General features: G+C 63.5%; 18 protein-coding genes. 10 read left to right on the top strand and 8 right to left on the bottom strand.

Going from position 1 to position 21,059, the window contains the following annotated elements; translation table 11 throughout:
- The first annotated feature begins 52 nt into the window (after positions 1–52).
- Positions 53–625 (top strand): methylated-DNA--[protein]-cysteine S-methyltransferase, encoded by a 573-nt coding sequence (locus J7548_RS13970; protein ID WP_290975229.1) that lies wholly within the window; start codon positions 53–55, stop codon positions 623–625.
- Positions 626–650: 25 nt separating this feature from the next.
- Here J7548_RS13970 and J7548_RS13965 read toward each other — a convergent pair whose 3' ends face one another.
- The 4 genes from J7548_RS13965 to J7548_RS13950 are packed head-to-tail and all read right to left on the bottom strand — an operon-like array spanning position 651 to position 4,467.
- Positions 651–1,517 carry an ABC transporter permease gene (locus J7548_RS13965; RefSeq protein ID WP_290975227.1) on the bottom strand — a complete coding sequence of 289 codons (867 nt, stop codon included), beginning with the start codon at positions 1,515–1,517 and terminating at the stop codon, positions 651–653.
- Between the two features lie 29 nt (positions 1,518–1,546).
- Positions 1,547–2,425 (bottom strand): ABC transporter ATP-binding protein, encoded by an 879-nt coding sequence (locus J7548_RS13960; RefSeq protein WP_290975225.1) that lies wholly within the window; start codon positions 2,423–2,425, stop codon positions 1,547–1,549.
- Positions 2,406–3,413 carry an ABC transporter substrate-binding protein gene (locus J7548_RS13955; protein WP_290975223.1) on the bottom strand — a complete coding sequence of 336 codons (1,008 nt, stop codon included), beginning with the start codon at positions 3,411–3,413 and terminating at the stop codon, positions 2,406–2,408. Before J7548_RS13955 ends, J7548_RS13960 begins: the two co-directional genes overlap by 20 nt.
- Position 3,414: 1 nt before the next feature.
- Complete coding sequence (locus tag J7548_RS13950) at positions 3,415–4,467, bottom strand: ABC transporter substrate-binding protein (protein WP_290975220.1); 1,053 nt, start codon at positions 4,465–4,467, stop codon at positions 3,415–3,417.
- Positions 4,468–4,930: 463 nt separating this feature from the next.
- Here J7548_RS13950 and J7548_RS13945 point away from each other — a divergent pair, with 463 nt between their 5' ends.
- Positions 4,931–6,832: a potassium transporter Kup gene (locus J7548_RS13945; protein WP_290975219.1), complete on the top strand. Its 1,902-nt coding sequence runs from the start codon at positions 4,931–4,933 to the stop codon at positions 6,830–6,832.
- A gap of 93 nt (positions 6,833–6,925) precedes the next feature.
- Here the strand turns inward: J7548_RS13945 and J7548_RS13940 are convergent, their stop codons facing one another.
- Entirely contained in the window at positions 6,926–7,510 is a 585-nt protein-coding gene (locus J7548_RS13940) for a hypothetical protein (protein ID WP_290975218.1), read from the bottom strand.
- A 110-nt stretch (positions 7,511–7,620) separates the two neighbouring features.
- Entirely contained in the window at positions 7,621–8,538 is a 918-nt protein-coding gene (locus J7548_RS13935; RefSeq protein WP_290975217.1) for an alpha/beta hydrolase, read from the bottom strand.
- A 276-nt stretch (positions 8,539–8,814) separates the two neighbouring features.
- On the opposite strand from J7548_RS13935, the gene J7548_RS13930 reads away from it, so the two are divergent.
- Entirely contained in the window at positions 8,815–9,606 is a 792-nt protein-coding gene (locus J7548_RS13930; RefSeq protein ID WP_290975216.1) for an SDR family oxidoreductase, read from the top strand.
- Between the two features lie 108 nt (positions 9,607–9,714).
- On the opposite strand, the gene J7548_RS13925 is transcribed toward J7548_RS13930, so the two are convergent.
- Complete coding sequence (locus J7548_RS13925; protein WP_290975215.1) at positions 9,715–10,491, bottom strand: alpha/beta hydrolase; 777 nt, start codon at positions 10,489–10,491, stop codon at positions 9,715–9,717.
- Between the two features lie 154 nt (positions 10,492–10,645).
- Here J7548_RS13925 and J7548_RS13920 point away from each other — a divergent pair, with 154 nt between their 5' ends.
- On the top strand, positions 10,646–12,088 hold the full coding sequence (locus J7548_RS13920; protein ID WP_290975214.1) for an HD domain-containing phosphohydrolase: 1,443 nt from the start codon (positions 10,646–10,648) through the stop codon (positions 12,086–12,088).
- Positions 12,089–12,229: 141 nt separating this feature from the next.
- Here J7548_RS13920 and J7548_RS13915 read toward each other — a convergent pair whose 3' ends face one another.
- A complete protein-coding gene (locus tag J7548_RS13915; RefSeq protein ID WP_290975213.1) occupies positions 12,230–13,654 on the bottom strand; it encodes a PLP-dependent aminotransferase family protein in 1,425 nt (474 codons plus the stop codon).
- Between the two features lie 232 nt (positions 13,655–13,886).
- Between J7548_RS13915 and J7548_RS13910 the strand changes: the two genes are divergently transcribed.
- The 6 genes from J7548_RS13910 (at position 13,887) to J7548_RS13885 (ending at position 20,975) form a co-directional block, all read left to right on the top strand.
- The gene (locus J7548_RS13910) at positions 13,887–14,792 is read left to right on the top strand and encodes a LysR family transcriptional regulator (protein WP_290975212.1); all 906 of its coding nucleotides are present in this window, start codon (positions 13,887–13,889) and stop codon (positions 14,790–14,792) included.
- A 272-nt stretch (positions 14,793–15,064) separates the two neighbouring features.
- A complete protein-coding gene (locus J7548_RS13905; RefSeq protein WP_290975211.1) occupies positions 15,065–17,362 on the top strand; it encodes an FdhF/YdeP family oxidoreductase in 2,298 nt (765 codons plus the stop codon).
- Positions 17,363–17,463: 101 nt separating this feature from the next.
- Entirely contained in the window at positions 17,464–18,852 is a 1,389-nt protein-coding gene (locus tag J7548_RS13900; RefSeq protein ID WP_290975210.1) for a cytochrome ubiquinol oxidase subunit I, read from the top strand.
- A 14-nt stretch (positions 18,853–18,866) separates the two neighbouring features.
- Positions 18,867–19,874: a cytochrome d ubiquinol oxidase subunit II gene (cydB, locus tag J7548_RS13895; protein ID WP_290975209.1), complete on the top strand. Its 1,008-nt coding sequence runs from the start codon at positions 18,867–18,869 to the stop codon at positions 19,872–19,874.
- A 21-nt stretch (positions 19,875–19,895) separates the two neighbouring features.
- Complete coding sequence (locus J7548_RS13890) at positions 19,896–20,807, top strand: bestrophin family ion channel (RefSeq protein ID WP_290975208.1); 912 nt, start codon at positions 19,896–19,898, stop codon at positions 20,805–20,807.
- 27 nt (positions 20,808–20,834) lie between these two features.
- Positions 20,835–20,975 (top strand): hypothetical protein, encoded by a 141-nt coding sequence (locus tag J7548_RS13885; RefSeq protein WP_290975207.1) that lies wholly within the window; start codon positions 20,835–20,837, stop codon positions 20,973–20,975.
- Positions 20,976–21,059 lie beyond the last annotated feature (84 nt).

Here is a 21,059-nt window from a genome sequence, read left to right as displayed (position 1 = left end):
CCGGTGGCGGATTCCGCAGTAGAATCGATGGCCTTGAAGCAGGGAGGCAGCAATGGATTACGCATACAAGCTCATCGATTCGCCGGTCGGCCAGCTCACGCTGGTGGCCAAGGGTGACAAACTGGCCGCCATCCTCTGGGACAACGAGCGCGCCGGCCGCGTGCGTTTGGGGGAGATGGTGCCGGACGAGGACTGCCCGGTGCTGCTCGAGACGCAACGCCAGTTGTCCGAGTACTTCGCCGGACGGCGTACCGGCTTCGATGTCCCGCTGGTGTTCGAAGGCACCGATTTCCAGAAGCGGGTGTGGGCCGCGCTGCTCACCATTCCCTACGGCCAGACGCGTACCTACCTTGAGATTGCGCGTCAGCTCGGCAATGAAAAGGCGGTGCGCGCGGTGGGCGCGGCCAATGGCCGCAATCCGATTTCCATCATCGCGCCCTGCCATCGTGTCATCGGCGCGGGCGGAGAACTGACCGGCTTCGGCGGCGGCCTGCCGGCCAAGAAAGCGCTGCTGGCCATCGAGGGCATTTCCACCGAAGGGCGCGATGCCGGCCAGGCGATCGACCCGCGCCGCAAGGTGCAGCACCGGCGGCGCGAAGATCCCAACCAGTTGCCGCTGTTGTAGCCGGCGGCCGCTTGGCGATCCTTGCTTAGCGCTGCATGCCCCAGCGCTTCACCGTCACCCGCTCCAGCGTATTGAACACCAGGTTCTCCACCAGCAAGCCGATCAGGATCACCATCGCCAGCCCGGCGAATACCTTGTCGGTGTAGAGCTCGTTGCGGTTCTGGAAGATGTACCAGCCCAGCCCGCCCTTGCCGCTGGTGGCGCCGAACACCAGCTCGGCGGCGATCAGCGTGCGCCAGGCGAAGGCCCAGCCGATGCGCAGGCCGGCCAGGATCGAGGGCAGCGCCGCCGGCACCAGCACCTGCAGCACGAACGACAGGCCACCCAGGCCGTAATTGCGCCCGGCCATGCGCAGGGTGTCGGACACGCCGAGGAAACCGGCGTAGGTATTCACCGCCAGCGCCCACAGCACCGAATGCACCAGCACGAAGATCAGGCTGCCTTGCCCCAGGCCGAACCATAGCAATGCGATCGGCAGCAGCGCGATGGCCGGCAGGGGATTGAACATCGAGGTCAGCGTGCTCAGCAGGTCGCGGCCGAACTGGGTGGAGACCGCCAGCGTGGTCAGCACGAAGGCGGCGGCGATGCCCAGCACATAAGCCTTCAACAGCACCTGCAGCGACAGCCAGGTCTTGCCGAACAGTTCGCCGCTGGCGATGCCGTCGACGAAGGCTTGCGCGGTCTGGCCGAAGGTCGGCAGCAGCAGGTCGTTGTTCTGCCAGCGGCCGAAGGCTTCCCAGGCGATGGCCAGCAGCAGCAGGATCGCGCCCTTGCGGATCCAGGCTTGCTGCCAGATCCGCTGCGGCAGCGAGAAGCGGCGCTCCAGCACCAGGCCGGGCAGGGGCGCGAGCGGGATTTCGTATTCCTCGCGAACGGGTGGGGTGAGGCTCATGGCGGATACTCCAATGGCGGCGCCTGGCTTCAATAAGAGAAGCGCACGTCGCCGAAATTGATCGGTTTGTCTTGCGCAGCTTCGGATGTGTTCGCACCTTTGCCTTCATCGAACAGCAACCGGTGGATGCGCTGCGCGGTTTGCTGGAAACCGGCGCCGCCCAGGCTGGAGAGGTCGTACTGGTGGCTGTTGATCTCGGCCCGTACGCGGCCCGGATGCGGCGACAGTAGCAGGATGCGGTTGCCCACCACCAGCGCCTCTTCGATCGAGTGGGTGACGAACAGCAGCGTGAAGCGCACCTCGTCCCACAGCGCCAGCAGCTCTTCCTGCATCTTGCGGCGGGTGAGCGCGTCGAGCGCGGCGAAGGGCTCGTCCATCAGCAGCATCTTGGGTTGCATCGCCAGCGCGCGGGCGATCGCCACGCGCGCCTTCATGCCGCCTGAAAGCGTGTGCGGATAAGCGTCGGCGAAACGCGCCAGACCGACCTTCTCAAGATAATGGCGGGCGCGTTCGGCGGCTTCGCGCTTGCCCAGCGTCTTCGACGCCAGCAGCGGGAACATCACGTTCTGCAAGACCGTCTTCCACGGCGGCAATTGGTCGAACTCCTGGAACACCACGATGCGGTCCGGCCCCGGATGGCGCACCGCCTGGCCGTCCAGCCGGATCTCGCCGGACGCCGGTGGCAGGAAACCCGCCACCGATTTCAGCAGGCTCGACTTGCCGCAGCCGGAAGGGCCCAGCAGCACGAAGCGGTCGGCCGGGTAGACATCGAAACCGACCTCGTGCGTGGCCTGCACCACGGCCGAGGCGGTGCGGTATTGCAGGCTGACACGGTCGACCTGCAGCAGCGGCGCGGCCGCTTGCGCGACGGCGGAGACGCTGGCCGTTTCAACTGCCGGGTTGTGCATACGCTTCCTCGAAGAAGTAGTCTTTCCACGATGTGGCGCGGTTCTTCAGCACGCCGATCTCATACAGCTTTTCGGCATAGACGAAACTGCGCTCGGGGGAGACGGTGAAATGGATTTCCGGGTCTTCCACGATCTTGCGCACGAACGCCGGCGCCAGCTTGGACTTTTGCACGCGGATGAAGGTGTCGGCGGCGCGGGCCTTGTTGTTGCGGATGAACTCGGCCGCTTCCACCAGCGCGTTGTAGAAGGCGCGATAGGTCTTGGGATTGTCGTCGTGGAATTTCTGGGTGGTGTACAGGAAGTTGAAGCTGGCCGGGCCGCCCAGGATGTCGTAGGAGCTGATCACCTTGTGCACGTTCTTGTTTTCCAGCGCCTGGTACTGGAACGGCGGGCTGGAGAAATGGGCGTTGATTTCCGAACCGCCGGCCAGCAGCGCGGCGGTGGCGTCCGGGTGCGACAGGCTCACGCTGATGTCATCGAAGCGCTTGTAGTTTTCCTTGCCGTACAGCCTGGCGGTCTCGATCTGCAGCGTGCGCGACTGGAAGCCGACGCCGGCGGCCGGCACCGCGATGCGGTCCTTGCTGCTGAAGTCCTTCACCGTCTTCACGTCCGGATTATTGGACAGCAGGTAATTGGGCATCGAACCCAGCGAGGCGATCGCCTTGACGTTCTGGCGGCCGCGCGTGCGGTCCCACAGCACCAGCGCCGGCGGCGCCCCGGCCGACACCACGTCCAGCGCGCCGGCCAGCAGCGCCTCGTTCATGCCGGTGGAGCCGGAGAGGCTGTTCCATTCGACCTTGATGTCGATGCCTTCCTTCTTGCCCTGTTTCTCGATCAGCTTCTGGTCTTGCACCACATCCAGGATCAGGTAGCCGATGCCGAACTGCTGGGCGATGCGGATCTGGCCTTCGGCCTGCGCATGGCCGGCGACGCCCAGGGCGATGAGGCCGGCGGCGAAGGCCGGAATGAATCGTCGTACCGGCAGCATGTCAGCTACCTCCCTGGATGTGCGCGTCCTCGAAGAAGTAATCCTTCACCGAAGCCGGCTTGTTCTTGATGGCGCCGACGCGGTGCATGAACTCGGCCAGCGGGTAGGTGTTCTGCGGGCCGATCTTGAACTGCACTTCCGGGTTCTTGATGATCTGCAGCAGCAGCTTGCGGTCGGTATTGCCCTTGTTGACCTTCAGGTAGATGTCGGCGGCTTTCTCGGGATGGGCGGCGATGAATTTTGCGGCTTCATCCAGCGCGCCGACGAAGGCGCCGTAGGTCTTGGGATTGTCGCGGCGGTATTTCTCGGTGGCGTACAGCACCGTGGCCGACGACGGACCGCCCAGCACCTGGTAGGAGTTCAGCACGATATGCGCCTTGGGATTGCCGGCCAGTTCCTGTTCCTGGAACGGCGGGTTGCCGAAGTGGCCGGTGATCTCGGTGCCGCCGCTGATGATGGCGGCGGTGGCGTCAGGGTGCGGCACGGCGATGCTGATCTTGTCCAGCTTGTTGTACTGGGCGTCGCCCCATAGCTTGGCCGAGGCGAACTGCAGCACGCGCGACTGCACCGACACGCCCACCGCCGGCAGGGCGATGCGGTCTTTCTCGGTGAAGTCGGCGATGGTCTTCACGTTCGGGTTGTTGCTCACCAGGTAGTAGGGGAAGTTGCCCAGCGAGGCCACGCCGCGCACGTTCTGGCGGCCGTAGGTGCGGTCCCAGATGGTCAGGAGCGGCCCCACGCCGGCGCCGGCGATATCCACCGAACCGGACAGCAGCGCGTCGTTGATGGCCGACCCGCCGGAGAGCTTGAGCCATTCGACCTTGATGTCGACGCCGGCGGCGCGGCCGTGCTTTTCGATCAGTTGCTGGTCCTGCGCCACGTTGAGCAGCAGGTAGACGATGCCGAACTGCTCGGCGATGCGCAATTGCCCTTCGGCGCGCGCCGCTGCCGGCGCGCCCAGCAGCGACAGCGCCAGGGCGCCGGCGGCCGAGCCGGCGAGGGTTTGGGAAAGGAGACGGCGAAGGCGTCCCGGGGTGGGGCGGGCTGGTTGCATGGTGTCCTGTCGTTATCAGTGGGGAGGCCGCACGGCCATCGGGGAATTTGGCTTAGAACCGTCTAGTTGAAAAACCGTGGTTCTTTATTCGTCTGGAGTATATAAAGGGCGCAGGAGAAAGAAAAACTCGATTACCGCATATCCATATGAGGCTGCTGTATAGACGGGAGAACCTTGTAGCGAATGGCTCTTTGCGGCATGCCAGCCACGGCGGCAGGCAAAGGAATGGAATGTCAGGCCCCAGTCAGCAAATCCGGACTGTCGTATTGCTGCGATGTCAAGTTTTGGAGGGTTGGAAAGAGGCTGTCGCGCAACGTCTTGCCGGCAGCCCGGGCTATTTGAACGCACTGCGAGTAGAGTGCGATAAAGTACGCCTCCTGCCCGGTCGGATGCCCCGATCAGCGTTGTCAACGCGAGGCCCGCACCGTCGGCAGCGATCATTTGAAGAAGCAAAGGGAGTCCGATGAGTTCATCTCAAACCAATCCAAATCTTTCCTTTCGGTCGCAGAAGCTGCACCTGATCACCCTGGCGGCGCTTGGCGTGGTGTTCGGCGATATCGGCACCAGCCCGCTGTACGCGCTCAAGGAGTGCTTCAGTCCCGACCACGGCATCGCCTTCTCCCACGGCGCGGTGCTGGGGATCATCTCCATGCTGTTCTGGGCCATCACCATCGTGGTGACCATCAAGTACGTGCTGTTCGTGCTGCGCGCCGACAACAACGGCGAAGGCGGCGTGCTGGCGCTGATGGCGCTGTCGCTGCGCTCGGCCGCCTCAGGCACGCCGCGCGCCAAGCTGCTGATGATGCTGGGCGTGTTCGGCGCCTGTATGTTCTACGGCGACGTGGTGATCACGCCGGCCATCTCGGTGATGTCGGCGGTGGAAGGGCTGGAAATCGCCGCGCCGCAAACCGCCCACGTGGTGATCCCGCTGACGATCATCATCGTGGTGGTGCTGTTCCTGATCCAGCGCCACGGCACCAGCGTGGTGGGGCGTTTCTTCGGGCCGGTGATGTTCATCTGGTTCCTGTCGCTGGCGGTGCTGGGCCTGTACAACATCGCCAAGGCGCCGGAAGTGCTGGTGGCGATCAATCCCTACTACGCCGTGCGCTTCATGGCCGACCATGCGCTGCAGGCGTTCGTCGTGCTGGGTTCGGTGGTGCTGGTCCTGACCGGCGCCGAGGCGCTGTATGCCGACATGGGCCACTTCGGCATGAAGCCGATCCGCTTCGCCTGGATCTTCACGGTGATGCCCTCGCTGCTGCTCAATTACTTCGGCCAGGGCGCCAACCTGATCGCCAACCCCTCGGCGATCCAGAACCCGTTCTACCTGATGGTGCCCGACGCGCTGGTGCTGCCCATGGTGCTGTTGTCGACCTGCGCCACGGTGATCGCCTCGCAGGCGGTGATCTCGGGCGCCTTCTCGCTGACCAGCCAGGCCATCCTGCTGGGCTTCGTGCCGCGCATGCGCATCCTGCACACTTCCGAGGACGAGCAGGGCCAGATCTACATCCCGCTGATCAACTGGATGCTGCTGGTGCTGGTGGTGGCGGTGGTGCTGGCCTTCAAGAAATCCGACAACCTGGCCGCCGCCTACGGCGTGGCCGTGACCACCACGATGGTCATCACCACCATGCTGCTGGGCGTGGTGATGCTGCATATCTGGAAATGGCGGCTGCCGGCGGTGGTGGTGGCCATCGGCTGCTTCATGGTGGTGGACGTCGCCTTCTTCGCCGCCAACCTGTTGAAGCTCACCGAAGGCGGCTGGTTCCCGCTGGTCATCGGCGGCGCGGCGTTCTTCCTGCTGATGACGTGGTACTCCGGCCGCATGCTGCTGCGCACGCGCATCAAGGACGACGGCATCCCCATCGAGCCTTTCGTCGAAGGCCTGCTGGCGCACCCGCCGCACCGCGTGGGCGGCACCGCCGTGTTCATGACCGGCAACATCAATACCGTGCCGGTGGCGCTGCTGCACAACCTCAAGCACAACCGCATCCTGCACGAGCGCGTGTTCTTCCTGAAGATCAGTATCTGGGACGTGCCCTACGTGGCCGACAGCGAACGCCTGACCATCAAGGACCTGGGCGGCAATGTCTACCTGCTGCGCGCTTCCTTCGGCTTCAAGGAAACGCCGGAAGTCAACAAGGTGATGGCGCTGACCGAGCAGCAGTTCGGCCACCATTTCGACCTGATGGACACCTCCTTCTTCCTGGCGCGCGACACGGTGGTGCCGAGCAAGCTGCTGGGCATGTCGCTGTGGCGCGAGCGGCTGTTCGCCTGGATGTACCAGAACGGCGCCAAGCCTTCGGACTTCTTCAACATCCCGGCCAACCGGGTGGTGGAGCTGGGGACCAAGGTGGAGATCTGATCGTCGCCTGGCCGAGACGTGCCTGAATAGAGAACGCCCGCATTTGCGGGCGTTCTTGTTTTTATCGGGAATAAACCGGCATTCCCCAATTTCCTAAGGCTGTGCGGAACATTTCACAGTGTTCTTATATTTCGCATACACGCCGCCATGCCGGCAGACATAGGCAATGATTTTGCCGGCAGCTTCTTGTGTGCGCTTAAGCGAGTAATGGCCTCTTTCAATGTTGTACTGGAGATAGTCGAGGAAGGTATAGCCATCGCTGGTCGTTGTATTGATGGCTTGCAGCCAGGTTTTCCGGTCTTTCCGGTCCTCAATGAAGTAGTCGTGTACCGTGCCGGGAAAGTTCTCGGAACGGACCGGATCCGAGGCGGTATTGAAGATGATCGGGACCTCCGTGTCGTTCTTCATTGGCGCATGGCATGCCGGCGTCGTCCAGAATTCATTGAAGCTTTCCGGATAAGGCGAGGCCGCCATGTCTTCCATCAAGGTTTCAACGTCAACCGTATCCTGGGCCATTTCGAATTTATCGCAAAAGGCTTGTTGGTAAGATCGTTTGGAACTTACTTTCCTGGCATCCGTTGATTGCGCGTTGGTATTTGCGCTGAAGAGAAAAAGCGAAGCGACCAGGCACGAAAGAAGTGGCCGCAGGTAATCGCGGAAGCTGCCGGCGTTACGCATGAAATTTCCTGTCTAGGTATAAAAGCGGTGGTTGACTTTGGGCGGCGGGGCAGTCATCGCGTAATTCAAGATGCGAAGCGCCACCTGTCCCGGTCAAGTGGCCAGCTATTTCATTGAAGGAAGTTCGTGATCGCCGAAATGGTTGCCTCCGGCTGCTCCTCCATCAGCCAATGACCCGAATTCGGAACCACGGCTCCCTGGACATTGTTCGCCGCGGCGCGGGCCACGGTTTCCATGGTGGTGCCGAACGACTTTTCGCCACCCACGGCAAGTACCGGCATTGGCAATGGTCCTTTCGCCAGATAAGCCTTATTGTCGACGGCATCCTGATCGAAGGCATGGAATTGTTCGAAGCCGGAATGCATCGCGCCGGGCAACGCATAGAACTTGGTGTAATGCTGGCGCGAAGCTTCGTCGAAGCGCTTCGGGTCGGCCGAGAATTCGTTCCAGAAACGGTCGAGATAGATGCGTTCACGGCCTTTCACCAGCCGTTCCATGTCGGGGCCGCCAAAGCGGAAATGCCAGAGCAACGGACTCTTCAGGATCTCATCCCAGGGGCCCACGCCGGGTACCGGCGCATCCATCAGCACCAGCTTGGTCACCCGCTCAGGCTGGCCCGCGGCGAAGGCATAGGCCACCATGTTGCCAATATCGTGCGCGACCACATCGACCTTGCCGACCTTGAGCGTATCGAGCACGCCGGCAATATCCGCCGCCTGGTTTTTCTTGTCGAAGCCGCCGTCCGGGTGATCAGACAGTCCCATGCCGCGCAGGTCGGGCACGATGACGGTGTGCGTGGCCGCCAGCTTGGCGGCAAGCGGCGCCCACATGTCGCCGGTCTCGCCAAAGCCATGCAGCAGGACCACCGCCGGACCCTGGCCGCCGACCCGCACGTACAAGCGGGTGCCGTTGACGGCAATCTTCTGGTTCTTGAAACCGGCCGGAAAGGTGAAGGCTTTCGTCGCGGCGTATGACGCGACAGGCAGCAGGGAAACAACAAAGAGCAATAGAGCAAAAATCTTTCGCATTTGAACCCCCATATGTTGGCCAGACCGGATGGACCCGCCTGCGGATACTGACATAAACCGTGCGGCCTGTGCGGGCGTTCGGCGATTTTCCTGCGGCATACCGTCCGGGTATGAAAATGAAAACATCAGCGCGTTGTCAATTAGTCAATGACGCGTGGGCGATCCTGGGTCGACGTCGGCAACTTCCTGCTAGAGTGGTGCGGCGGCCGAGATGGCAAGCACCAGAAGACGCCTGATCCTGGCAGCATTTTCCGTAGTCAACCAAGGAGAAGCGACATGGATTTGCAACTGGAGGGCAAGCTCGCCCTCGTGAGCGGCAGCACGGCAGGTATCGGTTACGCGATCGCGCATACGCTGGCCCGCGAGGGGGCGCAGGTGATCGTCAACGGCAGGACGCAGGCAGGCGTGGATGAGGCGGTCGAGCGTATCCGCGCCGACACCCATGGCAAGGTCCTGGGTTTTGCCGCTGATCTCAGCCAGGCCGAGGCGGCCGGCGAGGTGGTGCGGCGCCATCCTGGCATCAGCATCCTGGTCAACAACCTCGGCATCTTCGAGCCCAAGGCCTTTGAAGATATTCCTGATGAGGACTGGCTGCGCTTCTTCGACGTCAACGTCCTGAGCGGAGTGCGTCTCGCGCGCCTGGTGTTGCCGGCAATGAAGCGAGCCAACTGGGGCCGCATCATCTTCATCTCAAGCGAAAGCGCAGTGCAAATCCCCACCGAGATGGTTCACTACGGCATGACCAAGACCGCCCAGCTGGCGGTGTCGCGCGGGCTGGCGGAAACGGTGGCCGGCACCGGCATTACGGTCAACAGCATTCTGCCCGGGCCGACCAAGTCGCGCGGCGTCGGCGAATTCGTCGATGACATGGCAAAGAATGCTGGCAAGAGTTTCGAGCAGGTCGAAGCCGAGTTCTTCCAGCACGTTCGCCCAACCTCGCTGATCCAGCGCTTCGGAACGCCGCAGGAAGTTGCCTCGCTGGTCGCCTACGTGGCAAGCCCACTGGCATCGGCGACCACCGGCGCGGCGCTTCGCGTGGATGGCGGCGTCGTCAAGAGCGCCTTTTGAGGCCCGGCACGCCGCCATTGCACCCGTTCTCACAGCGAGCCGGCGATACCAATACGAAAATCCGCCGTCCGCAGATGCGGGACGGGGATTTAACGTGCGGAGCGTGGCTTACTTGCTGGCGGCCACCGCATCCAGGATCACCTTGGCCACATCGGCCGGGCGCGACTGCTGCGGCACGTGGCTGGTCGGCAGTTCGATGGTCTTGGCATTGATCTGCTTGGCGAAGGTGCGTTCCAGGTCCGGCTGGATCATGCGGTCGTTCTTGCTGACGATGTACCAGCTCGGGCGGGTCTTCCAGGCGGCGGTGCCGACCTTCTCGCCGAAGGCCTTGACAGCGATCGGGCCTTGGGTCGCAGCCATCACGGCGGCTTGCTTGGCCGGCACATCCTGGGCGAAATCGGCGGCCACGGCGGCGGCCGGCAGGCTGGCGAAGCCGGCCTTATCCACCGCCAGCTTGGCGATGCCCGGGGGTACCGGCAGGTCCTTGCCCAAGTCACCAGTGGCTTGGCCTGCATCCGGAGCGAAGGCCGCCACGTAGACCAGGCTGGCGACCTTGTCGTTGTCGCCGGCTTCGGTGATCACGGTGCCGCCCCAGGAATGGCCTACCAGCACCACCTTGCCGGGTTGGTTGTCGATGGCGCGCTTGGCGGCGGCGACGTCGTCGGCCAGCGAGGTCAGGGGGTTCTGCACCGCGGTGACCTTGATGCCCTTGGCTTGCAGCAGCGGGATCACCTTGGCCCAGTCGGAGCCGTCGGCGAAGGCGCCGTGCACGATCACGACCGAGGGCTGCTCGTCGGGGCCGGCGGCCATGGCATTGGCGCCGGAAAAGGCGGCTGCTGCCGCGAGGAGGGTGAGGCCGGTCTTCAGGTTGAGCATTGCTTTCATGACATTCTCCTTGATAGGGATGGTGGTTTGGGGGTAGTACTGAATCGGTGAGGCAAGTCTAGAAAAGTCCCGCGCGCGCCGGTATCGGTCAATTGACCGACCCCGCTGTTTTCATCGCCTTGCCCACTTCAGCCATTGCCGCTAGAGTGCCGGCATGCCATCCGACAACATCCTTTCCACCACCGTCTCCGCCCATGCCGCCGTGCGCTTGCTGGCGATGGCCGGTGACCTCAGCATGGGCCAGCCAACCGACCAATCGACGCGTTCGGCGCGTCTGGCGGGCCGGCTGGCCCTGTTGGACGGGGCTGGCGATGAGGTCGCCACGCATGCGCGCCTGGTGGCGTTGCTGCGCTGGTCGGGCTGCACTGCCAACGCCGCCGGCTTCGCAGTCCTGCTGGGCGATGACGTCGCGGGGCGCGACGCCATGCTCCGGCACGCGTTGCCGGCCGGGCATCCGCTCACCTTCGCCAATGTCGAGCCGCTGGCGCGCATCCATTGCGAGGTGGCGGGCGACCTCGCCGGCATGCTGGGATTGCCCGCCGGGGTCGAGGCCGGCCTGCGCCACGTGTGGGAACATTACGACGGCGGCGGCGCGCCGCAGCAGTTGCGCGCACCGGCTATCCCGGCGGTGGTCTATTACACCAGCCTGGCCGGTGATCTGGAGATCCTGGCGCGCACGCATGACGCGCAGACAGCAATGCGAATGATCCAGGCCTGGGGTGGCGCCAAGTATCCGGCCGTGCTAGCAGCGCTGGCGGCAGAACACGCCGACGCCTTGCTGGCGGCGCTGGAAGGGCCCGATGAAGACGGCGCCTTGCCGGGACACCAAGTAGCGCTGTCCATCGTCGCTGACCTGGTTGAACTGAAGTTACCCTGGCTGGCCGGCTATTCGCGCCGCGTGGCCGAATTGGCCGGGCGCGCGGCGGCGCTGGCCGGGCTGCCGCCGGAGCAGCAGAAAAGGCTGGCACGCGCCGCGCTGGTGCACGGAGTGGGACGCGCCTCGGTAGCCAACACGATATGGGAGCGAGCGGGCAAGCCTGGCAGCGCCGACTGGGAAAAGATTCGCCTGGCGCCCTACTGGACCGCGCGCGCCGGCGCGCTGGTGCCGGAACTGCGCGAGGAGGCCGCGCTGGCTTCGCACATGTATGAACGGCTGGACGGCAGCGGTTATTTCCGCAGCCTTGAACGCGAAGCGCTGGACATGCCGCAGCGCCTGCTGGCCGCGGCCGGCGCCTACGCGGCGCTGTGCGCACCGCGCCCCTGGCGCACGGCGCTGCCGCCACAGCAGGCGGCGCAATTGCTGGAAGAAGAAGGCCAGGCAGGCCGCTTCGATGCGGCTGCAGCCAGTTTCGTGATCGCGGCCGCCGGCGGCGAGGGCGAGGGAGGCATAGCGCCTGCGCGCAAGGGCCTGCTGTCGGAGCGCGAGGTCGAGGTCCTGCGCCGCATCAGTCTGGGAGAGAGCAACAAAGAGGCGGCGCGCGTGATGCAGATCAGCCCGTCCACCGTACGCACGCATGTGGAGAGCATCTTTCGCAAGCTGGGATGTTCTACGCGTGCGGCGGCTACCCTGAAAGGCCTGACGCTCGGCCTGATCTAATCAGATCAGTTCGCTTGGCGCGTTGCAGGCTTGTCGGGTGCGGCATGTCTCAGTACTGTGAATGTCTACTTTTTAGCCAGAAGCGGGCATCCAATTTCCCAAACAGCTAGCGCTTCATTTTGCACCTCACCCTTGCCGAACTCAGCGCATGGCATTGGCGGCGATCTTGCCGATGGTGATCACCGCCTGTTCCACTTCGTGCGTCCACTCGCTGCTGTAGTTGAGCCGGATGAAATTGGGAAAGCGGTTGGAAACCGAGAACATATAGCCGGGGCCGATCGTAATCCCGTGTTCAAGGGCCTGCTGATAGAGCTGCATGCCGTCGATTTTCCCGGGAAGTTCCACCCAGAGCACATAGCCGCCCTCGGGATTGGAGACGCGGGTTCCTTCGGGGAAGAAGCGGGTGACCGTGTGGCGCATCAGCCTGGCATTCTGCTCGTAGGTCTTGCGCAGCCGCCGGAGCTGGTGGTCGTATCCGTCGCGCTCCAGGTATTCGGCGATGGCCAGTTGGGGGATGGACGGGGTAGTCAGCGTGTTCAGGAATTTCAGCTTTTCGACCTGGTCGCGATAACGCCCCGGCAGGGTCCAGCCGATCCGGTAGGCCGAGGTCAGCGTCTTGGAGAACGAGGAGCAGTACAGCACCAAGCCTTTGGTGTCGAAGGACTTGAGCGTGCTGGGCGGCGCCTCGCCGTAGTAGAGCTCGTTGTAGACGGCGTTTTCGATGATGGGGATGTCGCGGTCGTTGGCCAGCCGCACCAGCGCCCGTTTGCGCTCGTCCGGCATGCGGTAGCCGAGCGGATTCTGGAAGTTGGGCATCACCATGCAAGCCGCAATGGGCAGTTCGCGGGTGAGCTGGGACAGCATGTCCAGGTCGATGCCCAGGGTCGGATGGGTGGGGACTTCGACCGCTTTCATGCCCATGCGCTCGATGGCGTGCAGCATGGCGTAAAAGGTCGGCGATTCCACCGCGATCACATCCCCGGGTTTGGCCACGGCTTGCAGGCACAGGTTGATCGCCTCGGTCGCGCCGATCGTGACGATCGCTTCCGTCGGCTCCACCGCCAGCCCCTGGTCGAGGTGCCTGCGGACGATCTGCCGCAGGAGTTGTGGATGTCCCGGCGGCAGCGCATTGCGGAGGTCGTGCTGCGATGCATCCTTGCCGGCGGCAAAGGCATAGCGGTTGATCTTGTCCACGGGAAAGCCGGCCGGATCGGGATAGGGGGAGCCCAGCGGGATCGCATCGCCCGACGAGATCGTGCGCAGCGTGGACAGCACAAGGCGGCTGACGTCGACCGAAGAAGAGATGGCAATGGGGCGCGGGCGCTCAAGCGCATCCGCGGCGCAAGCCTGGGCGTGGTTGCGCGTGGTGACGAAGAAACCCGATTGCGGCCGGCTCACGATCAGTCCCTGGCTTTCCAGCAGCAGGTAGGCGTGCACTACGGTTTTGACGCTGATCTGGCGTTGCCTGCTGGTCTCCCGCACCGACTGGAGGCGATCCCCGTCGCGGTATACCCCCTTGAGTATCTGCTGTTCGATGTCTTTGGCCAGCTTCTCGTAGAGCTTCATGGGATGCCTTGAAGTGGAGGGTGTGCAAAGGAAGGGTACAGATGTGCCATCCAGGGCTCCACTGTACTCCTTGATGCGGCTCAAGTGTGTACCCCACCGCCCGGGCGCTCTGCAGGCATCCTGATACCCATGGAAATTCGGTATGGGGCTACGGTGAAATGTCGCGAAAAAGGGCGGATGAAGCCAGCCAGAAATATGGATGCGTCGCCATCGGGCGGCGCGGGGCGGTTTTATGAACCTGCTTGAGGCTATGCGCGTGTATGTGCGCGTCGTGGAGCGGGGAAGCATTTCCGCCGCGGCCCGCGATCTGAGGCTGGGACAGGCGGCGGTGAGCGAGCGCATCGACCGGCTGGAGCAGCATCTCGGATGCCGCCTCTTGATGCGCAGCACGCGGTCGTTCCAATGGACCTGGGAAGGGGAAGCGTTTTACCACCGCAGCACCAAGCTGCTGGCCGACGCCGACCATGCCGTGGCGGAGATCACCAAGGAGTGGCACCAGCCCAAAGGACGCGTACGGATATCGGCCCCGCATTGTATCGGGGAGACGCTGATGCCGAGGCTGTTGATGCATGCCTGTCGTGAATATCCCGCCTTGACGCTGGATCTGGCCCTCAATGACAGGAACGCCGATCTGGTGACCGAGGGCGCGGATATCGCATTGCGTCTTGGGTCATTGGCCAACGCTTCCGTCATTGCCTATCCGCTTGGTTCGGTCGAGCAAGCATTGCTGGCGGCGCCAGGTTTCCTGGCTGCCCATGATGAGATTGATTCGCCGGATGCGCTGGGCGCATTGCCATTTTTGCGGGTGAACGGCGCATTGGAAGATGGGCATCTTCCGCTTGAGGATGAAGCCGGGACGGCGCGTGTCGTTCCGATCCGCACGGCCATCACGAGCAGCCACTGGCGCCCCATGTTCGAAATGATCGCGGCAGGGATGGGTATCGGCATCGCCCCTGTATTCGCATGCGCCGAGGCGCTGAACCAGGGCACGCTGGTGCGGGTGCTGCCCGCATATCGGGTGGCGCCGCTGGAGCTGCACATGCTGGCCTTGCCCCAGCGGCCGCATCCTTCCCGTATCCGGGTCATGCTCGAATTGTTCAAGGCCGTGATTCCCAGGATGCTGCTCGATGGACATTGAGTGGCGCCAGGGGGCGGGAATGGATTATGGTGAAGTTTCCGATATGTGATATCGGGTGGGCAGGGGTTAGCCAGGGCGAATACGACTTTTAGAATGACTTGAACGAAGGAAATAGTTCGGCGGACGGATTTCCCGGGGATGCATGCGGCCAATGATGTGCGCTAACTGTGCCCTTGCCGATGGCGTGAACTGGACTCCTCTGCCTTGTCCTTTGCGGAATAAAGTCATTCCTATAACAGCACATCAACATTGACCGCGCCAAGGAGGTTCAAATGAGCAAACGACAAGTTCCGGGTATCCGCAAATACGAGGCCCCCGCCGGAGGCTGGGGCGCGTTGAAGGCTACCGCGCAAGCCGTGCATGAGCAGATGCAAGTGGTCGAGGCGCCCCTGGTGCTCATGCGTACCAACCAGCCGGCAGGCTTCGACTGCCCGGGATGCGCATGGCCGGACAAGGAGCATCGCTCCACCTTCCAGTTTTGCGAGAACGGCGCCAAGGCCGTGACCTGGGAGGCCACCAGCAAACGGGTCACGCCCGAGTTCTTCGCCCAGCATACGGTCACGGATTTGCTCAAACTCAGCGATTACGAACTGGAGAATTTTGGCCGTCTCACGCATCCGATGGCGTATGACGCGGCCAGCGACAAGTTCCGCGAGGTGAGCTGGGATGTCGCGTTCGATCGCATCGGCCAGGCACTGAGGAGTCTGGAAACACCGGATCAGGCCGAGTTCTATACCTCGGGACGCGCCTCCAACGAGGCCGCCTATCTGTTCCAGTTGTTTGCCCGGGAGTTCGGCACCAACAATTTCCCCGACTGTTCCAACATGTGCCATGAGGCGACCAGCGTGGGCTTGCCGCAATCCATCGGCATCGGCAAGGGAACGGTGTCGCTGGACGATTTCGAAAAGACCGATCTCATCATCTCGATGGGTCACAACCCCGGCACCAACCACCCGCGCATGATGGGCACGCTGCATGAGGCGGCGCGCAGGGGCGTGCCGATCATCGTGTTCAACCCGTTGCGGGAGCGGGCGCTGGAGCGCTTTGCCGATCCGCAGAACATCGTCGAGATGGCGACGTTCAGCTCGACCGCGATCGCCTCGACCTACTTCCAGGTGCGGGCCGGCGGCGACGCCGCGGCGCTCAAGGGCATCATGAAGGCGCTGCTGGAATTGGATGCCAGCCAGGGCAACGTCCTGGACCGTGATTTCATCGCCGAACATACCGAAGGCTTCGACGCGCTGGCCGCGGACCTGGCCGCGACCCAGTGGCCGCAGATCGAAAAGGAGTGCGGCCTCACGCAATCCCAGTTGGAGCAGGTGGCCGAGGCCTACGCCAAGTCCAACGCGACGATCATCACCTACGGCATGGGCCTGACGCAGCACAACACCGGCACCTGGAACGTGCGCCTGATCGCCGACCTGCTGCTGATGCGCGGCAACATCGGCAAGCCCGGCGCCGGCATCTGCCCGTTGCGCGGGCACTCCAACGTGCAGGGCAACCGCACCGTGGGCATTACCGAAAAGCCGTCGGAGGAGTTCCTGGGCAAGCTCGAAGAAGTCTTCGGCTTCAAGCCGCCGCAGGGGCACGGGCATGACGCCGTCAAGACCATGCAGGCCATGGTCGAGGGCAAGTCGAAGGCGCTGATTTGCCTGGGCGGCAATTTCGCGGTGGCGATGCCGGATCCCCAGCTTGCGTTCCCGGCGATGAAGCAGCTCGACCTCAGCGTCCACCTGGGCACCAAACTCAACCGTTCGCACCTGCTGGTGGGCAAGGAGACCTTCATCCTGCCCGTGATCGGCCGCACGGAACTCGACACGCAGGCGACCGGCCCCCAGTCGATCACGGTGGAAGACTCGATGTCCATGGTGCACGCCTCCGCCGGGCGCCTGCAGCCCGCTTCGCAGTTCCTGCGTTCGGAACCGGCCATCGTGGCCGGCATGGCCGCCGCCACGCTCACCGGCAGCAAGACCGATTGGATGCGCCTGGTGGACGACTACGACCGGATCCGCGACCTGATCGAGCGCACCATCCCCGGATTCGAGAGCTACAACGAGCGCATCCGCGTCCCTGGCGGGTTCCGCATGCCGCTGCCGCCAACGGAGCGGCAATGGCCGACGCCTTCGGGCAAGGCCGTGTTCTCGGTATTCCCCGGCGTGCGCGAGAACTATCTGCCGTGGGAGGACGACGTGCTGCGCCTCATCACCATCCGCAGCCACGACCAGTACAACACCACCATCTACGGCCTGGACGACCGCTACCGCGGCGTGTTCGGCCGGCGCGACGTGCTCTTCATGAACCCGGCCGACCTGGCCGCCCGCGGCCTCGAACACGGCGACCTGGTCGAGATCGAGACGATCTCCAAGGACCGCAACCTGCGGCTGGGCGGCATCACGGTCATCGAGTACGACATCGCGGCGGGATCGGTGGCCGCCTACTATCCCGAGGCCAACGTGCTGGTGCCGCTCGACTACATCGACGAGGAGTGCGGCACGCCGTCGTACAAATCGATTCCTGTACGCGTGCTGCGCCAGGAAGCGGGAACGCCGCCAGTATCGCAAGCAGCCTGATCCACTGAAAAAACGAGACGGAACGGAAGCCCTCCATCTTCAGGGAGGGCCGGGGGGCGCTCGCCCTGGCGTTCCCCCGCAACCGACAGGAGAGCCTCATTATGGAAATGTTCGACACCCTTCATTTGGCACGGCTGCAGTTCGCATTCACTGTGGCCGTGCACATCATCTTTCCGGCCATCAGCATCGGCATGGCCAGTTTCCTGGCCGTGCTCGAATGGCGCTGGCTGGCCAACGGCAACCGGGTCTACCAGGACATGTTCTTCTTCTGGTCGAAAGTCTTCGCGATCGGTTTCGGCATGGGGGTGGTCTCCGGCGTCGTGATGGCCTACGAGTTCGGCACCAACTGGAGCGGGTTCTCGCGTTACGCGGGCAACATCACGGGGCCGCTGCTGACCTATGAAGTGCTCACCGCGTTCTTCCTGGAGGCGGGTTTCCTCGGCGTGATGCTGTTCGGCTGGAAGCGGGTGAGCCCGCGCGCGCATTTCTTCGCTACCGTGATGGTGGCCGTGGGGACGCTGATTTCGACGTTCTGGATCCTGTCCTCGAACAGCTTCATGCAGACGCCGCAGGGCTATGCGATCCGTGACGGCCGCCTGGTCGCGGCCGACTGGTGGCAGGTCATTTTCAACCCCTCGTTCCCCTACCGGTTGCTGCACATGACGATTGCGGCATTCATCGTCGCCGCTTTCATGGTGGCGGCATGCGGCGCGTGGCACCTGCTCAAGGGGCGCCGCGACGAGCCGGTCAAGCGCAGTTTTTCGATGGCGCTGTGGATCTTGCTGCTGCTCGCGCCTGTCCAGATCCTGGTGGGGGATGCGCACGGCCTCAACACGCGTGAACATCAGCCGGCCAAGATCGCCGCGATCGAAGGGCTGTGGGAAACGGAAAAGGGCGGCACCGCGCTCAACCTGTTCGGCATCCCCGATATGGAGGCCGAGGAAACCAAATATGCCGTGCAGGTGCCGCACCTGGGCAGCCTGATCCTGACGCACTCCTGGGATGGCGAGATCCGCGGGCTCAAGGAATTCCCCAAGGAGGACCGGCCCAATTCGCTCATCGTCTTCTGGTCCTTCCGCATCATGGCCGGGCTGGGAACGCTGATGCTGCTGGTGGCCGTGCTGGGGCTGGTGCTGCGCCGGGGCGGACGGTTGTACGAATCGCGGGCATTCCAGCGCTTCGTGTTCTGCATGGGGCCATCGGGACTGGTCGCGCTGATTGCGGGATGGGTCACCACCGAGGTCGGCCGCCAGCCCTGGACGGTGTATGGCTTGCTGCGCACGGTGGATTCGGCATCGCCCATCGGCAGCCAGCAGGCGGGCGTGTCGCTGCTGATCCTGGTGGTTGCCTATGTCCTGGTCTTTGGCGTGGGCGTGTACTACATGCTCAAGATCATGGCCCAGGGACCGCAGCCGCATGTCGAACACGATAACGACCACGCCGTGCGCCCGAGCCTGAGCAACCGCGACCAATTCCAGTCCTTCCATTGAACGGGAGCCCCATCATGCATATCGATCTTCCCATCGTCTGGGCCGCCATCATCGGCCTGGGGGTCTTTCTCTACGTGGTGCTCGACGGTTTCGACCTGGGCATCGGCCTGCTATTCCCCTTCTTTGAAGACAAGGAGGAGCGGCAGGTCATGCTCAATACCGTCGCGCCGGTCTGGGACGGCAACGAAACCTTTCTCGTGCTGGGCGGGGCCGGCCTGTACGGCGCCTTTCCGATCGCCTATTCGGTCCTGCTGCCCGCCAACTACCTGCCGCTGATCCTGATGGTGGTGGGGCTGCTGTTTCGCGGCGCCGCCTTCGAGCTGCGCTCCAAGGCCCGCCGTACCCAGCATGCGTGGGATCTGGCCTTTACCGGCGGTTCGGCGCTGGCCGCGTTCTGCCAGGGCGTGGTGCTGGGCTCGCTGCTGCAGGGAACGCGCGTGGTCGACGGCCGCTTCGCCGGCGGGCCGTTCGACTGGCTGTCGTCATTCAGCATCTTCTGCGGCCTGGGCGTGCTGGTGACCTACGCCACGCTCGGTTGCGGCTGGCTGATCTACAAGACGGACGGCGAACTGCAGCGTCGCATGCGCGTGGCGATGCGGCCGCTGGTAGTCGTGTTGCTCGTCATGGTGTCGATCGTCAGCATCTGGACGGTGCTGGGCCTGCCCGCCGTGGCGCAGCGCTGGTTCGGCAGCGGGCTGCTGGGCTGGTTCCTGCCGGTGCCGGTGCTGGTGGCGGTATGCGTGGCAGGCATCTTCAGGTCGATCCGTCAGCGCCATGAAGTGCAGCCCTTCCTGCTCACGCTGGCGCTGTGCTTCCTGGGCTACACGGGCCTCCTCATCAGTATCTGGCCCAATATCGTGCCGCCTTCGCTGAGCATCTGGAGTGCCTCCTCAAGCCCCGAAAGCCAGAGCTTCGCCCTGGTGGGGACGTTGGTGGTCCTGCCCATCATCCTGGTCTACAACGTCATGCAGTACCGGGTGTTCCGCGGCAAGGTGCGCCATGGCGATGCCGGCTACCACTGACCTGGGCAGGAACGACGCATCATGATCGTACGCCCACCGCAAAGCTGGCTCAGGCTGCTGTTCGTCTGGAACGGCTCCGTGCTCCAGTCCATCCTGCCGCAATTGCTCTTCATCGGGGCGGTCAGTTGCGTGGCGGTGCTCACGCATGGGCGCATCTTCGGCGAGAAGATCCCGCTCAACACCACGCTGCTGACCCTGTTCGGATTGACGCTGGCGATCTTCCTGGGTTTTCGCAACACGGCCAGCTATGATCGTTTCAAGGAGGCGCGCTATCTGTGGGGCAACCTGCTGATCGCCTCCCGCCAGATCATCTCGCAGATGCTGTGCTATATACCGCGCCGCGAGGTTGTGCAGGAGTTGGCGCAGCTCATCTTCGCCGTGGTCTACGCGCTCAAGCATGAATTGCGGCACACCGATCCGACGGAGGACCTGCGCCGTTTCCTCGGCCCCGATGCCTGCGGGAAACTGGCCGGCAAGGTCTACAAGCCGAGCGATTTGCTGCATGAGTTGCGCGCGAGGCTGGTGAAGCTGAACCGGGAAGGGCAGGTGTCCGACGTGCAGTTCTGGACGCTGGATACCCAGCTCGCCGAGATGGGCAAGGCCGTGGGCGGCTGCGAGCGCATCGCCTATACGCCGATTCCGTTCGCCTACAGCGTGCTGCTGCATCGCACGGTCTACACCTACTGCATCTTGCTGCCGTTCGGCCTGGTGGATGCCACGGAATTGTTCACCCCGCTTCTGTGCCTTTTCCTGGCCTATACATTGATTGCGCTGGAGGCCATCGCCGGGGAAGTCGCGGAACCTTTCGGGCTGGCCCCGAACGCATTGGCCCTGGACGCGATGGCCCGCAACATCGAGCGTTCGATCTGCGAGCTGTGCGAGTTGCCGCTGCCAGAGCCGGTCAAGCCGCACCTGCCGTATCAACTGACTTGAACCGCATATCGGTCGGAGGACACAACTATGTTCCGGATTCAGTTATGGCTACGCAAGCTGGCGCAACGCCAGTATGTCTGGTTCCTGCTGCTGTGGCTGGCGGGCGTGCTGGGCATGGCGCTGCTGGCATTGCCGTTCCACCTGCTGGTGATGGCGGCGAAATCCTGAGGCGCCCAAGACCATCCGCTTCCGGCGCGCCGAAGGATTTCAGGCTTCCCCCTTTCTTTTCCTCTACTTTCGGAAGGACTCATC

It is taken from the genome of Herbaspirillum sp. (assembly GCF_017744395.1).
GTDB lineage: Bacteria > Pseudomonadota > Gammaproteobacteria > Burkholderiales > Burkholderiaceae_D > Herbaspirillum.
This window is presented reverse-complemented; position numbering and strand designations above follow the sequence as displayed.

Bases quoted from the DNA above. Each gene is read 5' to 3' on its own strand.
- J7548_RS13970 (WP_290975229.1), top strand. From the start codon at position 53: ATGGATTACGCATACAAGCTCATCGATTCGCCGGTCGGCCAGCTCACG.
- J7548_RS13965 (WP_290975227.1), bottom strand. From the start codon at position 1,517: ATGAGCCTCACCCCACCCGTTCGCGAGGAATACGAAATCCCGCTCGCG.
- J7548_RS13960 (WP_290975225.1), bottom strand. From the start codon at position 2,425: ATGCACAACCCGGCAGTTGAAACGGCCAGCGTCTCCGCCGTCGCGCAA.
- J7548_RS13955 (WP_290975223.1), bottom strand. From the start codon at position 3,413: ATGCTGCCGGTACGACGATTCATTCCGGCCTTCGCCGCCGGCCTCATC.
- J7548_RS13950 (WP_290975220.1), bottom strand. From the start codon at position 4,467: ATGCAACCAGCCCGCCCCACCCCGGGACGCCTTCGCCGTCTCCTTTCC.
- J7548_RS13945 (WP_290975219.1), top strand. From the start codon at position 4,931: ATGAGTTCATCTCAAACCAATCCAAATCTTTCCTTTCGGTCGCAGAAG.
- J7548_RS13940 (WP_290975218.1), bottom strand. From the start codon at position 7,510: ATGCGTAACGCCGGCAGCTTCCGCGATTACCTGCGGCCACTTCTTTCG.
- J7548_RS13935 (WP_290975217.1), bottom strand. From the start codon at position 8,538: ATGCGAAAGATTTTTGCTCTATTGCTCTTTGTTGTTTCCCTGCTGCCT.
- J7548_RS13930 (WP_290975216.1), top strand. From the start codon at position 8,815: ATGGATTTGCAACTGGAGGGCAAGCTCGCCCTCGTGAGCGGCAGCACG.
- J7548_RS13925 (WP_290975215.1), bottom strand. From the start codon at position 10,491: ATGAAAGCAATGCTCAACCTGAAGACCGGCCTCACCCTCCTCGCGGCA.
- J7548_RS13920 (WP_290975214.1), top strand. From the start codon at position 10,646: ATGCCATCCGACAACATCCTTTCCACCACCGTCTCCGCCCATGCCGCC.
- J7548_RS13915 (WP_290975213.1), bottom strand. From the start codon at position 13,654: ATGAAGCTCTACGAGAAGCTGGCCAAAGACATCGAACAGCAGATACTC.
- J7548_RS13910 (WP_290975212.1), top strand. From the start codon at position 13,887: ATGAACCTGCTTGAGGCTATGCGCGTGTATGTGCGCGTCGTGGAGCGG.
- J7548_RS13905 (WP_290975211.1), top strand. From the start codon at position 15,065: ATGAGCAAACGACAAGTTCCGGGTATCCGCAAATACGAGGCCCCCGCC.
- J7548_RS13900 (WP_290975210.1), top strand. From the start codon at position 17,464: ATGGAAATGTTCGACACCCTTCATTTGGCACGGCTGCAGTTCGCATTC.
- cydB (WP_290975209.1), top strand. From the start codon at position 18,867: ATGCATATCGATCTTCCCATCGTCTGGGCCGCCATCATCGGCCTGGGG.
- J7548_RS13890 (WP_290975208.1), top strand. From the start codon at position 19,896: ATGATCGTACGCCCACCGCAAAGCTGGCTCAGGCTGCTGTTCGTCTGG.
- J7548_RS13885 (WP_290975207.1), top strand. From the start codon at position 20,835: ATGTTCCGGATTCAGTTATGGCTACGCAAGCTGGCGCAACGCCAGTAT.